The 14,579-nt window shown below is 67.2% G+C and carries 15 protein-coding genes; 9 read left to right on the top strand and 6 right to left on the bottom strand.

Going from position 1 to position 14,579, the window contains the following annotated elements; all coding sequences use genetic code 11:
• Positions 1–53: 53 nt before the first annotated feature.
• From FBF35_RS07940 to FBF35_RS07930, 3 genes are read right to left on the bottom strand one after another with little or no spacing between them, the layout of a single operon-like run.
• On the bottom strand, positions 54–944 hold the full coding sequence (locus FBF35_RS07940; protein WP_060565674.1) for a hypothetical protein: 891 nt from the start codon (positions 942–944) through the stop codon (positions 54–56).
• Complete coding sequence (locus FBF35_RS07935) at positions 941–1,519, bottom strand: 1-acyl-sn-glycerol-3-phosphate acyltransferase (RefSeq protein ID WP_060565673.1); 579 nt, start codon at positions 1,517–1,519, stop codon at positions 941–943. Before FBF35_RS07935 ends, FBF35_RS07940 begins: the two co-directional genes overlap by 4 nt.
• 47 nt (positions 1,520–1,566) lie before the next feature.
• Entirely contained in the window at positions 1,567–2,421 is an 855-nt protein-coding gene (locus FBF35_RS07930; RefSeq protein ID WP_060565672.1) for a D-hexose-6-phosphate mutarotase, read from the bottom strand.
• A 237-nt stretch (positions 2,422–2,658) separates the two neighbouring features.
• Between FBF35_RS07930 and typA the strand changes: the two genes are divergently transcribed.
• Positions 2,659–4,578 carry a translational GTPase TypA gene (gene typA / locus FBF35_RS07925; protein WP_060565671.1) on the top strand — a complete coding sequence of 640 codons (1,920 nt, stop codon included), beginning with the start codon at positions 2,659–2,661 and terminating at the stop codon, positions 4,576–4,578.
• 23 nt (positions 4,579–4,601) lie between these two features.
• Here typA and FBF35_RS07920 read toward each other — a convergent pair whose 3' ends face one another.
• On the bottom strand, positions 4,602–4,928 hold the full coding sequence (locus FBF35_RS07920) for a hypothetical protein (protein ID WP_060565670.1): 327 nt from the start codon (positions 4,926–4,928) through the stop codon (positions 4,602–4,604).
• A gap of 52 nt (positions 4,929–4,980) precedes the next feature.
• Between FBF35_RS07920 and fdxA the strand changes: the two genes are divergently transcribed.
• Both fdxA and dapC read left to right on the top strand, forming a co-directional pair.
• Positions 4,981–5,322 (top strand): ferredoxin, encoded by a 342-nt coding sequence (gene fdxA, locus FBF35_RS07915; RefSeq protein ID WP_003790208.1) that lies wholly within the window; start codon positions 4,981–4,983, stop codon positions 5,320–5,322.
• 19 nt (positions 5,323–5,341) lie between these two features.
• Positions 5,342–6,487 carry a succinyldiaminopimelate transaminase gene (gene dapC, locus FBF35_RS07910; protein ID WP_060565669.1) on the top strand — a complete coding sequence of 382 codons (1,146 nt, stop codon included), beginning with the start codon at positions 5,342–5,344 and terminating at the stop codon, positions 6,485–6,487.
• Between the two features lie 77 nt (positions 6,488–6,564).
• On the opposite strand, the gene dapD is transcribed toward dapC, so the two are convergent.
• Both dapD and FBF35_RS07900 read right to left on the bottom strand, forming a co-directional pair.
• Positions 6,565–7,521: a 2,3,4,5-tetrahydropyridine-2,6-dicarboxylate N-succinyltransferase gene (gene dapD / locus FBF35_RS07905; protein WP_060565668.1), complete on the bottom strand. Its 957-nt coding sequence runs from the start codon at positions 7,519–7,521 to the stop codon at positions 6,565–6,567.
• A gap of 44 nt (positions 7,522–7,565) precedes the next feature.
• Positions 7,566–8,273 carry a Maf family protein gene (locus tag FBF35_RS07900; RefSeq protein WP_060565667.1) on the bottom strand — a complete coding sequence of 236 codons (708 nt, stop codon included), beginning with the start codon at positions 8,271–8,273 and terminating at the stop codon, positions 7,566–7,568.
• Positions 8,274–8,499: 226 nt separating this feature from the next.
• Between FBF35_RS07900 and FBF35_RS07895 the strand changes: the two genes are divergently transcribed.
• From FBF35_RS07895 to galE, 6 genes are all read left to right on the top strand, one after another.
• Complete coding sequence (locus tag FBF35_RS07895) at positions 8,500–9,534, top strand: adenylate/guanylate cyclase domain-containing protein (protein ID WP_060565666.1); 1,035 nt, start codon at positions 8,500–8,502, stop codon at positions 9,532–9,534.
• 93 nt (positions 9,535–9,627) lie between these two features.
• The gene (locus tag FBF35_RS07890; RefSeq protein WP_003794418.1) at positions 9,628–10,305 is read left to right on the top strand and encodes a response regulator transcription factor; all 678 of its coding nucleotides are present in this window, start codon (positions 9,628–9,630) and stop codon (positions 10,303–10,305) included.
• 24 nt (positions 10,306–10,329) lie between these two features.
• A complete protein-coding gene (locus FBF35_RS07885; protein ID WP_060565665.1) occupies positions 10,330–11,658 on the top strand; it encodes a sensor histidine kinase in 1,329 nt (442 codons plus the stop codon).
• A 33-nt stretch (positions 11,659–11,691) separates the two neighbouring features.
• Complete coding sequence (locus tag FBF35_RS07880) at positions 11,692–12,846, top strand: 5-(carboxyamino)imidazole ribonucleotide synthase (protein WP_060566393.1); 1,155 nt, start codon at positions 11,692–11,694, stop codon at positions 12,844–12,846.
• A 67-nt stretch (positions 12,847–12,913) separates the two neighbouring features.
• Positions 12,914–13,468, top strand: a complete 555-nt coding sequence (gene purE / locus FBF35_RS07875) for a 5-(carboxyamino)imidazole ribonucleotide mutase (RefSeq protein WP_034465368.1) — start codon at positions 12,914–12,916, stop codon at positions 13,466–13,468.
• A 63-nt stretch (positions 13,469–13,531) separates the two neighbouring features.
• The gene (gene galE, locus FBF35_RS07870) at positions 13,532–14,527 is read left to right on the top strand and encodes a UDP-glucose 4-epimerase GalE (RefSeq protein ID WP_060565664.1); all 996 of its coding nucleotides are present in this window, start codon (positions 13,532–13,534) and stop codon (positions 14,525–14,527) included.
• Positions 14,528–14,579: the final 52 nt, after the last annotated feature.

The following is a 14,579-nucleotide window of genomic DNA, read 5'->3' as shown; positions in this document are numbered from 1 at the left end:
TGCCCCGGCCTCGCGAAGAGGTCGGGGCACGTCGTTGTCACAGACGAACGAGGTCACTCGGGCGGGGCGAAACGCTCCTCGTCCGATCGTGGCTCGTAGTCGTTCGAGCTCGCCGCGCTGCGCGCGTAGGGGAGTGCGGAGGTCTTGCGCGCACCTGCCTGAGCGCGGCGCGCATTCTTCAGCGAGGCATCGCGATCGAACTGAGCGTCTGCTGCTCGCCGCTGCGACGCGACGCGGCCACGCACGAGCGCTCCGATGATCACCAGAGCCAGCACCGACCCGGTTAGTGCGAGGACGGGCAGCAGAGAACGCCCGACTGAGCTGCCGCCTCGCTGCTCAGAGGAAGGCGTGGGGCTGGTACTCGAAGAGGGGGAGGGTGATGGCGTCGGTGCGGCGGCCCCCGGCTCAACCGAGCCCGACGCACTCACGTTGTCCGTCACGCCGTGCCACACGACCGTGCTCGCATCGTTCTTCGTGGACGACGAAGGAACCGAAATCTCCCCGCCGTCAGAGGCTTCGACGACAAATGAATCGTGAGCGATGAGGGTCACCGACTCGATCGAGGCCGACGCCTCGGGCGAGGAAAAACCCTCCAGGAGGCGGGCCGACGTCGACTCGAAGTGGAAGACCCCGCCGTCGTCGACCGAGACGACCTCGGCGCCCGCGTCCTCGAGGTTCCAGGTGAAACGGCATCCCATGACCCCGCCGACATCCACCAGCAGTGAGGAAGTCGCCTGCGTGGCCGTGCCCATCGACTGGCACTGCTCGCCGATCAATGCGTGATCCGTCGACAGCGTCACCTCATGGGTCGCGCTCACACCCGGCGTCATCTCGTAGACCTCGACGAGGTGAATCTGCGTCGGCTCGTCCGCATACGCCGCAGCGCCGCCCGCCGTCAGGGCGAGAGCCCCAGCGGTGCCGAGCAGCGCTCGCGTGAGCCTCATTCGGCCTCGTCCTCAGCGCGCAGTCGCGGCACAGATGTCTTCTCGGGGCGAATACCCACCTTGTCGGCGTAAAACGCGCGGATGACCTCCATGTCGGCGCGCACGTCGCCCGTCAGCTGGTACGTCGGGCCCCAGCCGAACGTGCGGGTGTTGCGGTCGATGAAGCCCAGCTGGATCGGCACGCCCGCCTCCATTGCGATGCGGTAGAAGCCAGACTTCCAGAAATCTCGCGGCGATCGCGTGCCCTTCGGTGTGATGCACAGCGTGAAGGTGTCGGCCTCGCGGATGCGCTGGGCAACCTGCTCGACCAGGCCGTGCGAGGCGCTGCGCTCGACGGCGACCGCGCCAATCTTTTTCACGAACCAGCCGAGCACCGGGGCCTTGACGACGGAATCCTTCACGAGGAACGAGAACGTGCGCCCACACTTCCACATGGAAATCGCCATGAAGACACCGTCCCAATTCGAGGTGTGCGGGGCGCCGATGACGATGACCTTGTCCGGCAGGGGCTGCGTGGACAGCTTCCAGCGGGAAACGGACAGGTACGCGGACGCGATCGCGGAAGTGAGAGCCATGAGGGCCTTTCTGGTCGTAGCTGGAGCCAATCCTACCCGCGGGTCGGTCAGTCCAGCGTCTCCACGGCAAGGGTCTGCGTCATGATGTGGGGGTGCCCCGGCCACAGCGTCAGCGCGCGCTCGCGCACCGCCGCGGTTTCTACGCACACGAAGTTCTGCCACTCGCCCTCGCCGATGTCGCTCATCGTGGCCGCGCCCTGCGACCAGGGGTTCCACACGATCGTCGAGCCCGAACCGTTCTTGTCCACGATGATGCGTCGTCCCAGCTTCGGATCGACGACCTGGACCTGCTGGGTGGACGTGTAGACGCGGTCCGTCGGGCCGATAAAAGTCACGTCGCCGGTCTGCGTGGCGTAGCGCTCGCGGACCTTGTCGTAGTAGCGCTCCCCGTCCAGGCCCTCTACCGTCACGTCCTTGACGTCGCCGACGTGCAGGTAGGTGTGCAGGGCGGCCTCGATAGCGAAGGGGTGGTCGTCATCGTTCGTGAGGGTCAGGGTCGCGTTCAGCTCGGCTCCGGCGGCGATGTCCAGGCGCGCGCAGAAGGAGTGCGGGTAGAGGGCAGAGGTCTCGCCCGTGTGGTGCAGCTCGAAGGAGAACGAGGCCGGGGCGTCGTTCGCGGGCTGGGTGCTTCCCAGCAGTGTCCAGGGGCTCGTGCGTGCGAACCCGTGGGCACCCGCTCCCTGGCCGGGCCTCGTCGGGGAATCGGTGGGGCTGCCGAACCAGGGCAGGCACACGGGGATGCCGCCGCGGATCGCCTTCGTGCCGTCCAACACCGCACGGGAGGACAGCCACAGGACATCCGGGTGGCCCGCAGGGCGCCACGACAGCAGGTGCGCACCGAAGGGGGTGACAAGGGCCGAGGCCGTGGAAACGTCTGCGCTGAGCGTGGCGATGTCAGTCATACAAGCCAGTTAACGCCATTGCTTGTGAACGAGCAAATAGACGGGCCGATGGGCCCTCAGATCTCAGCCATGTGTCCACGACGTGGTGGAATTCGCAACATGGGGATCGCGTTGCCCCTCGTTCAGCCGATATTCTTAGAGGCGTATGTGCGTGAAATCGGTTCGAACCGGTCGTGTCTGCGGCTTGCCTGCCCCCTCACACGCATAAATCTGTATCCACATTTGAGGAGTCCACATATGTCCACGCGTCCCGACCTGCGAAATGTCGCCATCGTCGCGCACGTCGATCATGGCAAGACCACGCTGGTTGACGCAATGCTCTGGCAGTCCGGAGCGTTCTCCGAGCGTGACACGGTCGAAAAGACCGGCGAGCGCGTCATGGACTCCGGCGACCTCGAGCGCGAGAAGGGCATCACCATTCTCGCCAAGAACACCGCCGTCCACTACACCGGCCCCGCCGCGCAGGCCCTGGGCCTCGAGGATGGCGTCATCATCAACGTTATCGACACCCCCGGCCACGCCGACTTCGGCGGCGAGGTTGAGCGAGGCCTGTCGATGGTCGACGGCGTCGTCCTCATGGTCGATGCCTCCGAGGGCCCGCTCCCGCAGACCCGCTTCGTGCTGCGCAAGGCCCTCCAGGCCCATCTGCCCGTCATCGTCGTCGTCAACAAGGTCGACCGTCCCGACTCGCGTATCGAGGAGGTCGTCTCCGAGACGACCGACCTGCTCCTGTCGCTGGGCGAGGACCTCATGAACGAAGGCATCGACATCGACGTGGACTCCCTCATGGACGTCCCCGTCGTCTACGCCTCCGCTAAGGCCGGCAAGTGCTCGCTGGAAAACCCCGGTGACGGCCAGCTGCCCACCGAGAACCTCGAGCCCCTGTTCGAGACCATCCTGAACCGTATCCCCGGCCCCACCTACGACGAGGACATGCCGCTGCAGGCCCACGTCACCAACCTGGACGCCTCCCCGTTCCTGGGCCGTCTCGCCCTGCTGCGCATCCACAACGGGACCCTGAAGAAGGGCGCTGACGTGGGCCTGGCGCGCCACGACGGCACCATCCAGCGCGTCCACATCTCCGAGCTGCTGGCCACCGAGGGCCTCGAGCGCGTGTCCACCGACTCCGCCGCCCCCGGTGACATCGTCGCCGTCGCCGGCATCGAAGACATCATGATCGGCGAGTCCCTCGTCGACCTCGAGGACCCGCGTCCCCTGCCGCTCATTACGGTGGATGACCCGGCCATCTCCATGACCATCGGCATCAACACCTCGCCCATGGCCGGCCGCGTCAAGGGCGCTAAGGTCACGGCCCGCCAGGTCAAGGACCGCCTTGACCGCGAGCTCATCGGCAACGTGTCCCTGAAGGTTCTGCCCACCGAGCGCCCCGACGCCTGGGAGGTCCAGGGCCGTGGCGAGCTCGCCCTGGCGATCCTGGTGGAGCAGATGCGCCGCGAGGGCTTCGAGCTCACCGTCGGCAAGCCGCAGGTCGTCACCAAGGAGATCGACGGCGTCCTCAGCGAGCCTATGGAGCGCATGACGATCGACATCCCCGAGGAGTACCTGGGCGCCGTCACGCAGCTCATGGCCGCCCGCAAGGGCCGCATGGAGACCATGGCGAACCACGGCTCGGGCTGGATCCGCCTTGAGTTCGTGGTCCCCGCCCGAGGCCTCATCGGCTTCCGTACGCGCTTCCTCACCGAAACGCGCGGCACCGGTATCGCCTCGTCCATCTCCGAGGGCTACGCCCCCTGGCAGGGCACCATCGAGCAGCGCCTCACCGGCTCCCTCGTCGCCGACCGTGCCGGCCAGGCCACCCCGTACGCGATGACGAACCTGCAGGAGCGCGGCTCCTTCATCGTCGAGCCCTCCTCCGAGGTCTACGAGGGCCAGGTCGTGGGCGAAAACCCGCGCGGTGAGGACATGGACGTGAACATCTGCCGCGAGAAGAAGCAGACGAACACGCGTAGCGCGACCGCCGACGTGTACGAGTCGCTGACCCCCTCGCGCAAGCTGACCCTCGAGGAGTCCCTCGAGTTCGCGGCCAACGACGAGTGCGTCGAGGTCACGCCTGAGGCCGTGCGCGTGCGCAAGGTCGTCCTGGACGCCCAGGAGCGCTTCAAGATCGCCGCTCGCGAGCGCCGCGCCAACCGCTGAACCGCGCCTGCTTCCCCCGCTCGCTAGATGGTGGGCGGGGGAGGCACGCGCTTGCCCGTCACCATCGTGCGGGCATCCACCCGAACCGGCCCCCGCCTCGTCGCGACCGTGACGTGCGTGGGGGCCACCTCGAGAGCCTCTCCCAGGGCGTCGTGCAACCCGTCTGCCAGACGGTAGCGGATGACGATCCTCTCTCCGACAGCGAAGCTCATCCACGGCAGCTGGGGAATTGCGCCAGGCGCGCGTGTGGAAATTTCTTCGCGCGCCCCTTCGGTCTCGGTGTGCTGAATCGGCGTATTCTCGCCGCTCGCAGCGCTGTCGGGGATGCGGGGTGACTCGGGGCTACTCATACGTGAATAATAGAATCAACGAGTCTTTAGAACTGACCAGGAGGAACGTCTCATGACCTACGTCATCGCGCAGCCCTGCGTGGACGTCAAGGATCGCGCGTGCGTGGACGAGTGCCCCGTCGACTGCATCTACGAGGGCGCTCGCTCGCTCTACATCCACCCCGAGGAGTGCGTGGACTGCGGTGCGTGTGAGCCCGTGTGCCCGACCGAGGCCATCTTCTACGAGGACGACCTGCCCTCCGAGTGGTCCGACTACCTGCGCGCCAACGTCGACTTCTTCAACGACCTGGGCAGCCCTGGCGGCGCCCAGAAGACCGGCGTCCAGGACTTCGACGATCCGATGATCGCCGCGCTGCCGCCTCAGAATGAGGAATGGAAGGCCGAAAACCTCTGACAGTCGATAGGGTAGGGGTATGACAACGATCCTTCCCCGCCCTCTTGACCTGCCTGAATTCCCCTGGGATCAGCTGGCGCCCGCCAAGGCGCGCGCCACTGAACATCCCGGGGGAATGTGCGATCTGAGCGTCGGAACCCCGGTCGACGACACCCCCGCGTTCATTCGCGAAGCCCTCGCCGACGCCTCCAACGCGCACGGCTACCCGACGGTGATCGGAACCGCCGAGGTGCGCGACGCGATTCTCGCATGGGGACAGCGACGGGGCATGGTCGACGTCGGCCACGGCGGCGTCATCCCCACGATCGGCTCGAAGGAAGCAGTCGCCTGGATTCCCGCCCTGCTGGGCGTGCGCCCCGGCGACACGGTCCTCGTGCCCGAGGTTGCCTACCCGACCTATGACATTGGCGCCCGCCTGGCCGGTGCCACCCCCGTCGCTGTCGACCCCACGAACACCGATGCCTGGCCCGAGGCTGCCCTCGTCTACCTGAACTCGCCGGGCAACCCCGACGGGCACGTCATGAGTAAGGACGAGCTGCGCGCGGTCGTCGGCTGGGCGCGCGCTCACGGCGCCGTCGTCGTGTCCGACGAGTGCTACGCGGCCCTGCCCTGGTCGGAGCCCTACGTGAGCGAGGGAGTGCCCTCCCTGCTCGATACGGACGTGTGCGACGGCGACGCGAGCGGCCTCCTCGTCCTGTACTCGCTGTCCAAGCAGTCGAATCTTGCCGGCTACCGCGGCGCCCTCATCTATGGTGACCCCGCGCTGGTCGCACCGATCGTCAGCGTGCGCAAGCACTCCGGACTCATGGTGCCCGCCCCCGTCCAGCACGCGATGGCGGTTGCCCTCCGCGACACCGAGCACGTGGAGCGCCAGCGCAGCGTCTACGCCGTGCGTCGCGCCCTCCTCCTCGAGGCGCTGACCGACGTCGGCCTCGACGTTGATCCCGATACGGCGGCCGGCCTGTACCTGTGGGTCTCGGACCCCGCGAATCCGACCGACTCGTGGGCCCTTGTGAATCGCCTGGCCGATCTCGGTATCCTCGTGGCGCCCGGCGACTTCTACGGCACGGCAGCTCACGGGCGCGTCCGCGTGGCCCTCACCGCCACCGACGAGCGCATTCAGGCCGCCGCGAGCCGCATTCGCGAGGCCTGGACGGCGCGCTGACACGTCAGCCACATAACGAGGCCGGGGCCGCCCGCGCGCACTGCGCAAGGCGGCCCCGGCCTCGTCGGTGAGAAAACTCAGTTCGACGCGTGCAGCGCGTCGTTGAGCTCGATACCCACGACGCCCGCGCGGGCAATGGCCTCGATGCGGCCCGTCTGGGAGTTGCGGCGGAACAGGATGTTCGACGCACCCGACAGTTCGCGCGCGGCAACCGTGCGCGGCTCGGACTCTCCGGAAGAGTCGATGAGCTTGACCTTCGCTCCAGCGGTCACGTACAGGCCGGCCTCGACCACGCAGTCGTCGCCGAGCGCGATGCCCAGGCCCGAGTTTGCGCCCAGCAGGCAGCGCTCCCCCAGGCGCACGCGCTGCTTGCCGCCGCCCGAGAGGGTGCCCATCGTGGAGGCGCCGCCGCCCACATCCGAGCCGTCGCCGATGACGACGCCCTGCGAGACTCGGCCCTCGACCATCGAGCGGCCCAGCGTGCCCGCGTTGAAGTTGACGAAGCCGGCGTGCATGACGGTCGTGCCCTCGGACAGGTAGGCGCCCAGGCGCACGCGCGTGCCGTCGGCGATGCGAACGCCGGAAGGCAGGACGTAGTTGACCATCGGCGGGAACTTGTCGACGCCCTGCACGGTCACGGGGTGACCGTCGCGAGCGCGCAGGCGCAGGCGGGTGGCCTCGAAGTCGGCGACGGCGCACGGGCCAGCATCCGTCCACACGACGTTGGGCAGCACCGCGAAGATACCGTCCAGGTTGATCGTGTTGGGCTGTACCAGGCGGTGGGAAAGCAGGTGCAGACGCAGGTAGGCGTCCTCCGTCGAGGCGGGAGCTTCCTGCAGGTCAATCGTCGTGGTCACGACGACGGTGCGCACGCGGCGCGCGTCATCGACGCGCTCCAGCACGGACAGCGAGGTCGCCAGCTCCTCGTCGGTCCCGGGCTCGCCCAGGTGCGGGGCGGGGTACCACGTGTCGAGTGTCGTGCCGTCCAGAGTGATCGTTGCGAGGCCGATGCCCCATGCAGTGCTGTTGTCCATGCCCCTACAGTACGGCGCTACGGGCGGGTGATTGGCGCCGAAACTCAGGGGCGCGGTGCATCCCACAGGTCCGGCCAGAAGACCCCGAGCTCGGTGGCCATGGAGCGCAGCAGTGGCAAGGAGATGCCGACGACAGAGTGATAATCGCCCGTCACGCCCTCGATGAAGGGGCCGCCCAGTCCGTCCACCGTGAAGGACCCTGCGACGTGCAGGGGCTCGCCGGTGGCGACGTACGCGTCGATCTCGGCATCCGAGATGTCCCCGAAGTGCACCTGGGTCGAGGCGGAGCGGGTAACGGTCGCGGTGACTGCGCGTTCGTGCCTCTGGTCGTCATCCGACGAGGCCGGGGCGAGGATCGCGGCCGAGTGGCCCGTCCACAGGGTGGCGCTCGTGCGACGCATGGCGCGGATGCGCTCGCGGGCTATGTCGGGGGTGTGGGGCTTGCCGAGCATCTGGCCGTCGATCTCGAGCATGGAGTCGCAGCCCACGACGAGGACGGCCTCGCCCTCGGGCAGTTCGGCGTTGGTGCCGGGCGTGCTCAGAGCCTCGCAGACGTCGGCGCACTTGGCTGCGGCAAGCGCTGCAACTTCGTCCGCCGGGGTGGTTGTGCCGCCTGAGAATGCGCGCCCGCCGGGCAGCGCAGCAAGGACGGCGTCCTCGTCGACGGTGGACACCTGGACGATCGGTGTGATGCCCGCCGCAATGAGTGTTGCGCGGCGAGCGGGGGAAGCGGAGGCAAGAACAAGGCGCATAGGGACATTGTGGACCATCGCGCGAGAAGCGTGTAGACAAACTGCAATTTGTTGCAAGATGGCGGGTTTTCGCAGGTAAACGTGCAAAACCCTGGTGAAAAACTCATCAGACTACTACAATTGTCTACGTACGAGGTCACAATCTCGATGTGACTTTGAAAAGTGATCTGATATACCGTTACCCGCTGATGTGGTGTTGAGTCAGCCCAAAGAGGAGGGATTTGCGATGGATGAGCACGCGGCTTCGTCCCCTGCAACTCCTGATGACCTGACCGCAACAAGCTATGTTCCCCAGCTGCTCGGAGGTCATCTGACGTATTCGGCCCGCGATCTCGCGGAGATGACGAATACGCCTATCGAGCGCGTCTTCCGTTTCTGGATTGCCCTCGGCTTCCAGGCTCCCACTGCAGACGACAAGGTTTTCTCTCAGCGTGATCTGGAAGTTTTCAGTCGCTGGCACGACCTTGTCGAATCCGGTGGCATTGACACAGCTACCTCGCGCTCTCTCCTGCGCGCCAACGCCCACCTGGCCGATCGCCTGGCCCTGTGGCAGTTCGAGGCGCTGGTCGAGGATTCAATGCGTCGTCTGATGCTGGACGACACGACGGCCCGCATGTACGTGCTGGACCATATGCGCGAGTACATCGACGTCTTCCAGGAGATGTTCACATACGCCTGGCGGCGTCAGCTCGAGGCAACCCTGTCCCGTTTTGATCGCGAGATATCCCAGCGTGGGCACGAGGAGAGGCACAACCGCTTCCCGCTCAACCGCTGCCTCGGCTTCGTCGACATGGTGTCCTACACGTCGTCCTCGACGATCCTCGGTGATGCCCTCGTGGGTCTCATTGAGCGCTTCGAGGAGGAGAGTCGTAACGCCGTCATCGAGGAGGGGGGTCGCGTCGTCAAGATGATCGGTGACGCCGTCCTCTACATCGCCGATGATCTGCCGACTGGCCTGCGCGTGGCCACGGCCCTCATCGAGCGACTGAACGCCGACGACGAAATGCTGCCCGTGCGAGCATCTTTCGTGCGCGGAGACGTCTTCTCTCGATCGGGTGACGTCTTCGGGCCCACGGTGAACCTCGCGTCTCGCCTCGTGGACATTGCGCCGGTTGGCAAAATCCTCACCGATCCGACCACGGCTGCCGCCATCGCTGCTGGCGAGGTTGGCGACGGGTACGAGCTTGAAGAGTTCCCGACCGCAGACTTGCGCGGTTTCGGTCCTGTCTCGCCGTACCTGCTCTCAAGCGTTGTTAAATAACGTTCATCTCGCAGTGTGAACGAGTGCCTGACCGGCCCGCATAACGGGTCAAGAAAGGTGCAAGTTTTGGTTCAGAATTGCTAAGATGTAAGCGTGACTACAGTTCTCCTCGTTGAAGACGATCCGGCCATCTCTGAGCCCCTCGCCCGCGCACTGGGCAGGGAAGGCTACGACGTGCGCGCACACGCGACAGGCGCTGAAGCCCTCGCGGATGTTCGCGGCGTTGACCTGGTCGTCCTGGACCTCGGCCTGCCCGACATGGACGGCCTGGATGTCGCCCGCGAGATCCGTTCCTCGGGCAACCGAGTCCCGATTCTGATCCTCACTGCGCGCACGGACGAAGTCGACATGGTCGTCGGCCTGGATGCGGGCGCAGACGACTACGTGACGAAGCCCTTCCGCCTCGCGGAGCTCCTCGCTCGCGTGCGGGCACTCCTGCGTCGCCAGGCTGCCGAACCTGCCGAGGGCGAGCTGCGCGCTCAGGACATCCGCATGGATGTCGCTGCGCATCGCGCCTTCGTGGGCGATGTTGAGCTGAGCCTGACAGCCAAGGAATTCGACCTGCTGCGCGTGCTCCTGCGCGAGGCCGGTTCCGTCGTTGCTCGCGACACCCTCATGCGTGAGGTGTGGGGCTCGGATCCGACCGGCTCCACGAAGACTCTCGACATGCACGTGTCGTGGCTGCGCCGCAAGCTCGGTGACGACGCGACCGACCCGCACTACATCACCACCGTGCGCGGGATGGGATTCCGCTTCGAGAACGCGCGCTGAGCGCGTCGCTGAGGGAGGCCCGCCATGCGCGCTCGCGCGGTGAGGATGATCGTCTCCATCGTCGCCGTCGTGTGCGTGCTGATGGGCCTGCCCGGCGCCTTCTTTGCGTCGGTCTCCATCTGGTCGTCCGAACAGCGTAACCTCGACGTTCAGGCGCAGCTCATCCTCCAAAACATCGAGCGTAGGCGTGCCGTGGGGGAGGGGAACGACCCCGCAACCCTGGCCTCGCTCGTAGCGGATCAGGCGAACAGCCGCGGGGACGAACTCGGCTACCGCATTAAGGTTCCCGAGGCCAACCTCGCCACCAACAGCAAGGCGTTCCCTGGGCGGACCATGACCGCCCTGGCCTCGTCTCCGAGCGGCGTTTCTGTCCAGCTCACAGCGTCGGCGTCGAACGCTCTGAACCGCATCGCGTGGACGTGCGCGCTGTTCGGCGGGGGCATGGTCGCTTCCATGGTGATCGGCTGGGTACTCGCGCGCTCCCTGTCGCGTGAGCTGTCGGCCCCACTCATCTACCTGGCCGCCCAGGCTGAGCAGATCGGCTCGGGAGGCGTGCGTGCCCGCGTGGAGAAGTCCGGCATCGAAGAGATCGACCTGGTCTCCGAAGAACTCGCTCGCACCGGCGAACGCATGGCGGGCCGACTCGCAGCCGAGCGACAGGCTGCCGCTGACGCCTCCCACCAGCTGCGCACGCCGCTGACCGCTCTGTCCATGCGCCTGGAGGAAATCGAACTCATCTCCACAGAGGACGAGGTGCGCGCCGAAGCCCGCACCTGCCTCGAACAGGTGGAACGCATGACCAACGTGGTCACGGAGCTCCTCGACGTTTCTAAGCGTCAGACCAGCCAGACCGAGGCCATTCACATTCTCGAGGTCTTCAACACGGCCCGCGAGGAGTGGGAGGACCAGTTCGAGGCGGCGGGACGTCCGCTCGTTTTCCTCGACGAGGCCGAGCGTCCGATCCTGGCCGACGCCGGAAAGCTCGGGCAGGTCCTGGCGACCCTCATCGAAAACTCGCTGCGCTACGGCGACGGGACCACGCGCGTGTGGGCGCACGCGGGCACCTCCAAGCGTGGCGTCGTCATTGAGGTGAGCGACGAAGGTGAGGGTATCGACGAGTCCCTGGCCCCCGACATTTTTCAAAAGGGCGTCTCCGGGCACGGATCGACGGGTATCGGCCTGGCCCTGGCCCACGACCTCGCGCAGGCGATGGGCGGGCGTCTCGAGCTCAAGACGAACAAGCCGCCGGTCTTCACCGTCTCGGTCGCCGCGATCCCCGCGTCCCTCGACCCCGATCGCGTGATGCCCGAAGGCCCCCTCATGTCCATGGGACGCCGCTCGCGGCGCTTCTAGCAGCGGAGTACATTGAAAGGCGTGGAACACGAGATGCTGACCCCTCCCACTGTTGCCGTCATCGGCGGCGGACAGCTCGCACGCATGATGCAGGAGAGCGCGGTCGCGCTCGGCATTAACCTTCGGGCCCTCGTCGAGGCCTCGGACGGCTCGACCGGTCAGGTGACCGTCGACAAAGCGGTGGGTGAGCCCGCCGACCTGGACGCGGTCCGCGTGCTGATCGACGGCGCGGACGTTCTCACGTTCGAGCACGAGCACATCCCGGCCCCCACGATGGAGGAGGCTGCCCGCCTCGTCTCCGTTCAGCCCCCGGCCAGCGCCCTCCTGTACGCGCAGGACAAACTGGCCATGCGCGAGCGCCTCACCGAGATGGGCATCCCGTGCCCCGCGTGGGCGCGCGTCGAGGACGAGGCCCAACTGGCCGAATTCGGTGCCACGATCGGATGGCCCCTCATCGTCAAGACCCCGCGCGGCGGATACGACGGGCACGGCGTGGCAGTCGCTCATAGCCCCGCGGACGTGTCCTCCTGGTGGGGCAACGGCCCTCTGCTGGCCGAGGCCCTGGTTCCCTTCACCGGCGAGGTGGCGGCCCTCCTTGCGCGCACCCCTTCGGGTGAGATCGCCTCGTGGCCCGTCGCCTCCACCGTGCAGATCGACGGCGTGTGCGCCGAGGTCACCGCGCCAGCCGTTGGCATCCGGCCCGAGACGGCCGCCGAGGCCCGCCGCATTGGCGAGCGTATCGCCGCCGAGCTGGGTGTCACCGGCGTCCTCGCCGTGGAAATGTTCGTCGTCGGTGAGGGCGCGGACGAGCGCGTCCTCGTCAACGAGCTCGCCATGCGCCCCCACAACACGGGACACTGGACCATCGACGGGGCCGTCACGAGCCAATTCGAGCAGCACCTGCGTGCCGTCCTCGACCTGCCGCTGGGGTCCACCGATCTGCGCGCCCCGGGTACATATTCCGTCATGGTGAACCTCCTTGGCTCGGCTCACGATCAGCCTGCGCGCGCCCTCGGGGTGGCCTTCGCAGCCGGGGGAGCGGGAGCGAAGGTACACCTCTACGGCAAGGAGGTGCGCCCGGGCCGCAAGCTCGGCCACGTCACTGTCGTCGAAAAGGACCCGGCTCTTGCCCTCGAGCGAGCCCGGGCAGCCGTCTACGCCCTCAAGGGTGAGGTCCCCACCAGCTAACCCTCCCACCCGTCCGCGGCCGAGGGACCAGGTGCCCCGGCCTCGTTCCCTCCCGAAAGGACCGCCCATGACCACCGAGCTCGACATCCAGCTGACCGCCACCGGCGACAACCCGCTCGTCGGTGTTGTCATGGGCTCCGACTCCGACTGGCCCACGATGGAAGCGGCCGTCGGCGCCCTCGCCGAATTCGGCATCGCCTGCGAGGTCGGCGTCGTTTCCGCCCACCGCATGCCCGAGGACATGGTGGCCTATGGTCGATCCGCCTCGGAGCGCGGCCTGCGCGTCATCATCGCGGGGGCCGGGGGAGCGGCCCACCTGCCCGGTATGCTCGCCGCGCTCACCGAACTGCCCGTCATCGGCGTGCCCGTGCCCCTCAAGCACCTCGATGGCGTCGACTCCCTGCACTCCATCGTCCAGATGCCCGCAGGCGTGCCTGTCGCGACCGTGTCGATCGCAGGCGCGCGTAACGCGGGGCTGCTCGCCGCCCGGATCCTCGGAGCCGGCGAAGGGGAACGCGCCGAATCCCTGCGCGCCTCAATGCGCGACTTCCAGAAGGACCTACGCGACGTGGCCAGCGCAAAGGGGGCGGCCCTCGCCCAGCGCGTCTCCCAGGCGCGCTGAGGCCGCACAACACAAGCCCCGCGCGGGTAGCCGCGAGGGGGCGGCGCGTCGTATCCTGAAGCCATGAGCATTCTCGTTTGTGGCGGCGCCGGCTACATCGGCGCACACGTTGTCCGCCTCCTGCGTCAGCGCGGGGATCGCGTCGTCGTCGTCGACGACCTGTCCACTTCCAACGCGGCCAGGATCGGGGACACGCCCCTGGTTCGCCTCGATGTCGCTACCGATGAAGCCCGTTCCGTTCTCTCCAACCTCATGGTGGACGAGGACGTCACGGCCGTCATCCACTTCTCCGCGCGCAAGCAGGTCGGCGAGTCCGTCGCACGCCCCACCTGGTACTACCAGCAGAACATCGGTGGCATGGCGAACGTGCTGGCCGCCATGGAGGACGCCGGCGTCGACCAGATGATCTTCTCCTCGTCGGCCGCCGTCTACGGCATCCCCACCGCCGAAGTCGTCACCGAGGACATGGCCGGCTACCCCATCAACCCCTACGGCGAGACCAAGCTGATCGGCGAGTGGATGATGGCCGACTGCGAGCGCGCCTGGGACCTGAAGTGGATCGGCCTGCGCTACTTCAACGTCGCGGGCGCCGGCTGGCCCGACCTGGCCGACCCGGCCATCATGAACCTGATCCCCATGGTCCTCGACCGCATCGAGCGCGGGGAGAGCGCCAAGATCTTCGGCACCGACTACGACACCCCGGACGGCACCTGCGTGCGCGACTACATCCACGTCCTGGACCTGGCCGAGGCACACATCGCAGCCCTCGACGTGCTCGCCGAGGGGCGCCAGCCCGACCACCACACCTACAACGTGGGCACCGGCCTGGGCACCTCCGTCCGCGAGATCATCGACGGCCTGCGCCGCGTCATCGGCTGGGACTTCCCGGTCGAGGAGCTGGACCGCCGTGCGGGCGACCCGCCCAAGCTGATCGGCGATCCGCTGTCCATCGGCGTGGACCTGGGATGGAAGGCCAACAACGGCCTCGACGAGATCCTCACCTCCGCCTGGGAGGGCTGGCAGGCGGGTCCGCGCCCGATCACCGTTCCCGGCTCCTGAGGGCCCTCGTAGAACGCAAAGAACCCCGGCCTCGTTCCCTGTGAGAGACGAG

Source organism: Schaalia odontolytica, from assembly GCF_005696695.1.
Lineage (GTDB): Bacteria > Actinomycetota > Actinomycetes > Actinomycetales > Actinomycetaceae > Pauljensenia > Pauljensenia odontolytica_C.
This window is presented reverse-complemented; position numbering and strand designations above follow the sequence as displayed.

Bases quoted from the DNA above. Each gene is read 5' to 3' on its own strand.
- FBF35_RS07920 (WP_060565670.1), bottom strand. From the start codon at position 4,928: ATGAGTAGCCCCGAGTCACCCCGCATCCCCGACAGCGCTGCGAGCGGC.
- FBF35_RS07940 (WP_060565674.1), bottom strand. From the start codon at position 944: ATGAGGCTCACGCGAGCGCTGCTCGGCACCGCTGGGGCTCTCGCCCTG.
- purE (WP_034465368.1), top strand. From the start codon at position 12,914: ATGACCACCGAGCTCGACATCCAGCTGACCGCCACCGGCGACAACCCG.
- fdxA (WP_003790208.1), top strand. From the start codon at position 4,981: ATGACCTACGTCATCGCGCAGCCCTGCGTGGACGTCAAGGATCGCGCG.
- FBF35_RS07930 (WP_060565672.1), bottom strand. From the start codon at position 2,421: ATGACTGACATCGCCACGCTCAGCGCAGACGTTTCCACGGCCTCGGCC.
- FBF35_RS07880 (WP_060566393.1), top strand. From the start codon at position 11,692: ATGCTGACCCCTCCCACTGTTGCCGTCATCGGCGGCGGACAGCTCGCA.
- typA (WP_060565671.1), top strand. From the start codon at position 2,659: ATGTCCACGCGTCCCGACCTGCGAAATGTCGCCATCGTCGCGCACGTC.
- galE (WP_060565664.1), top strand. From the start codon at position 13,532: ATGAGCATTCTCGTTTGTGGCGGCGCCGGCTACATCGGCGCACACGTT.
- dapD (WP_060565668.1), bottom strand. From the start codon at position 7,521: ATGGACAACAGCACTGCATGGGGCATCGGCCTCGCAACGATCACTCTG.
- FBF35_RS07885 (WP_060565665.1), top strand. From the start codon at position 10,330: ATGCGCGCTCGCGCGGTGAGGATGATCGTCTCCATCGTCGCCGTCGTG.
- FBF35_RS07900 (WP_060565667.1), bottom strand. From the start codon at position 8,273: ATGCGCCTTGTTCTTGCCTCCGCTTCCCCCGCTCGCCGCGCAACACTC.
- dapC (WP_060565669.1), top strand. From the start codon at position 5,342: ATGACAACGATCCTTCCCCGCCCTCTTGACCTGCCTGAATTCCCCTGG.
- FBF35_RS07895 (WP_060565666.1), top strand. From the start codon at position 8,500: ATGGATGAGCACGCGGCTTCGTCCCCTGCAACTCCTGATGACCTGACC.
- FBF35_RS07935 (WP_060565673.1), bottom strand. From the start codon at position 1,519: ATGGCTCTCACTTCCGCGATCGCGTCCGCGTACCTGTCCGTTTCCCGC.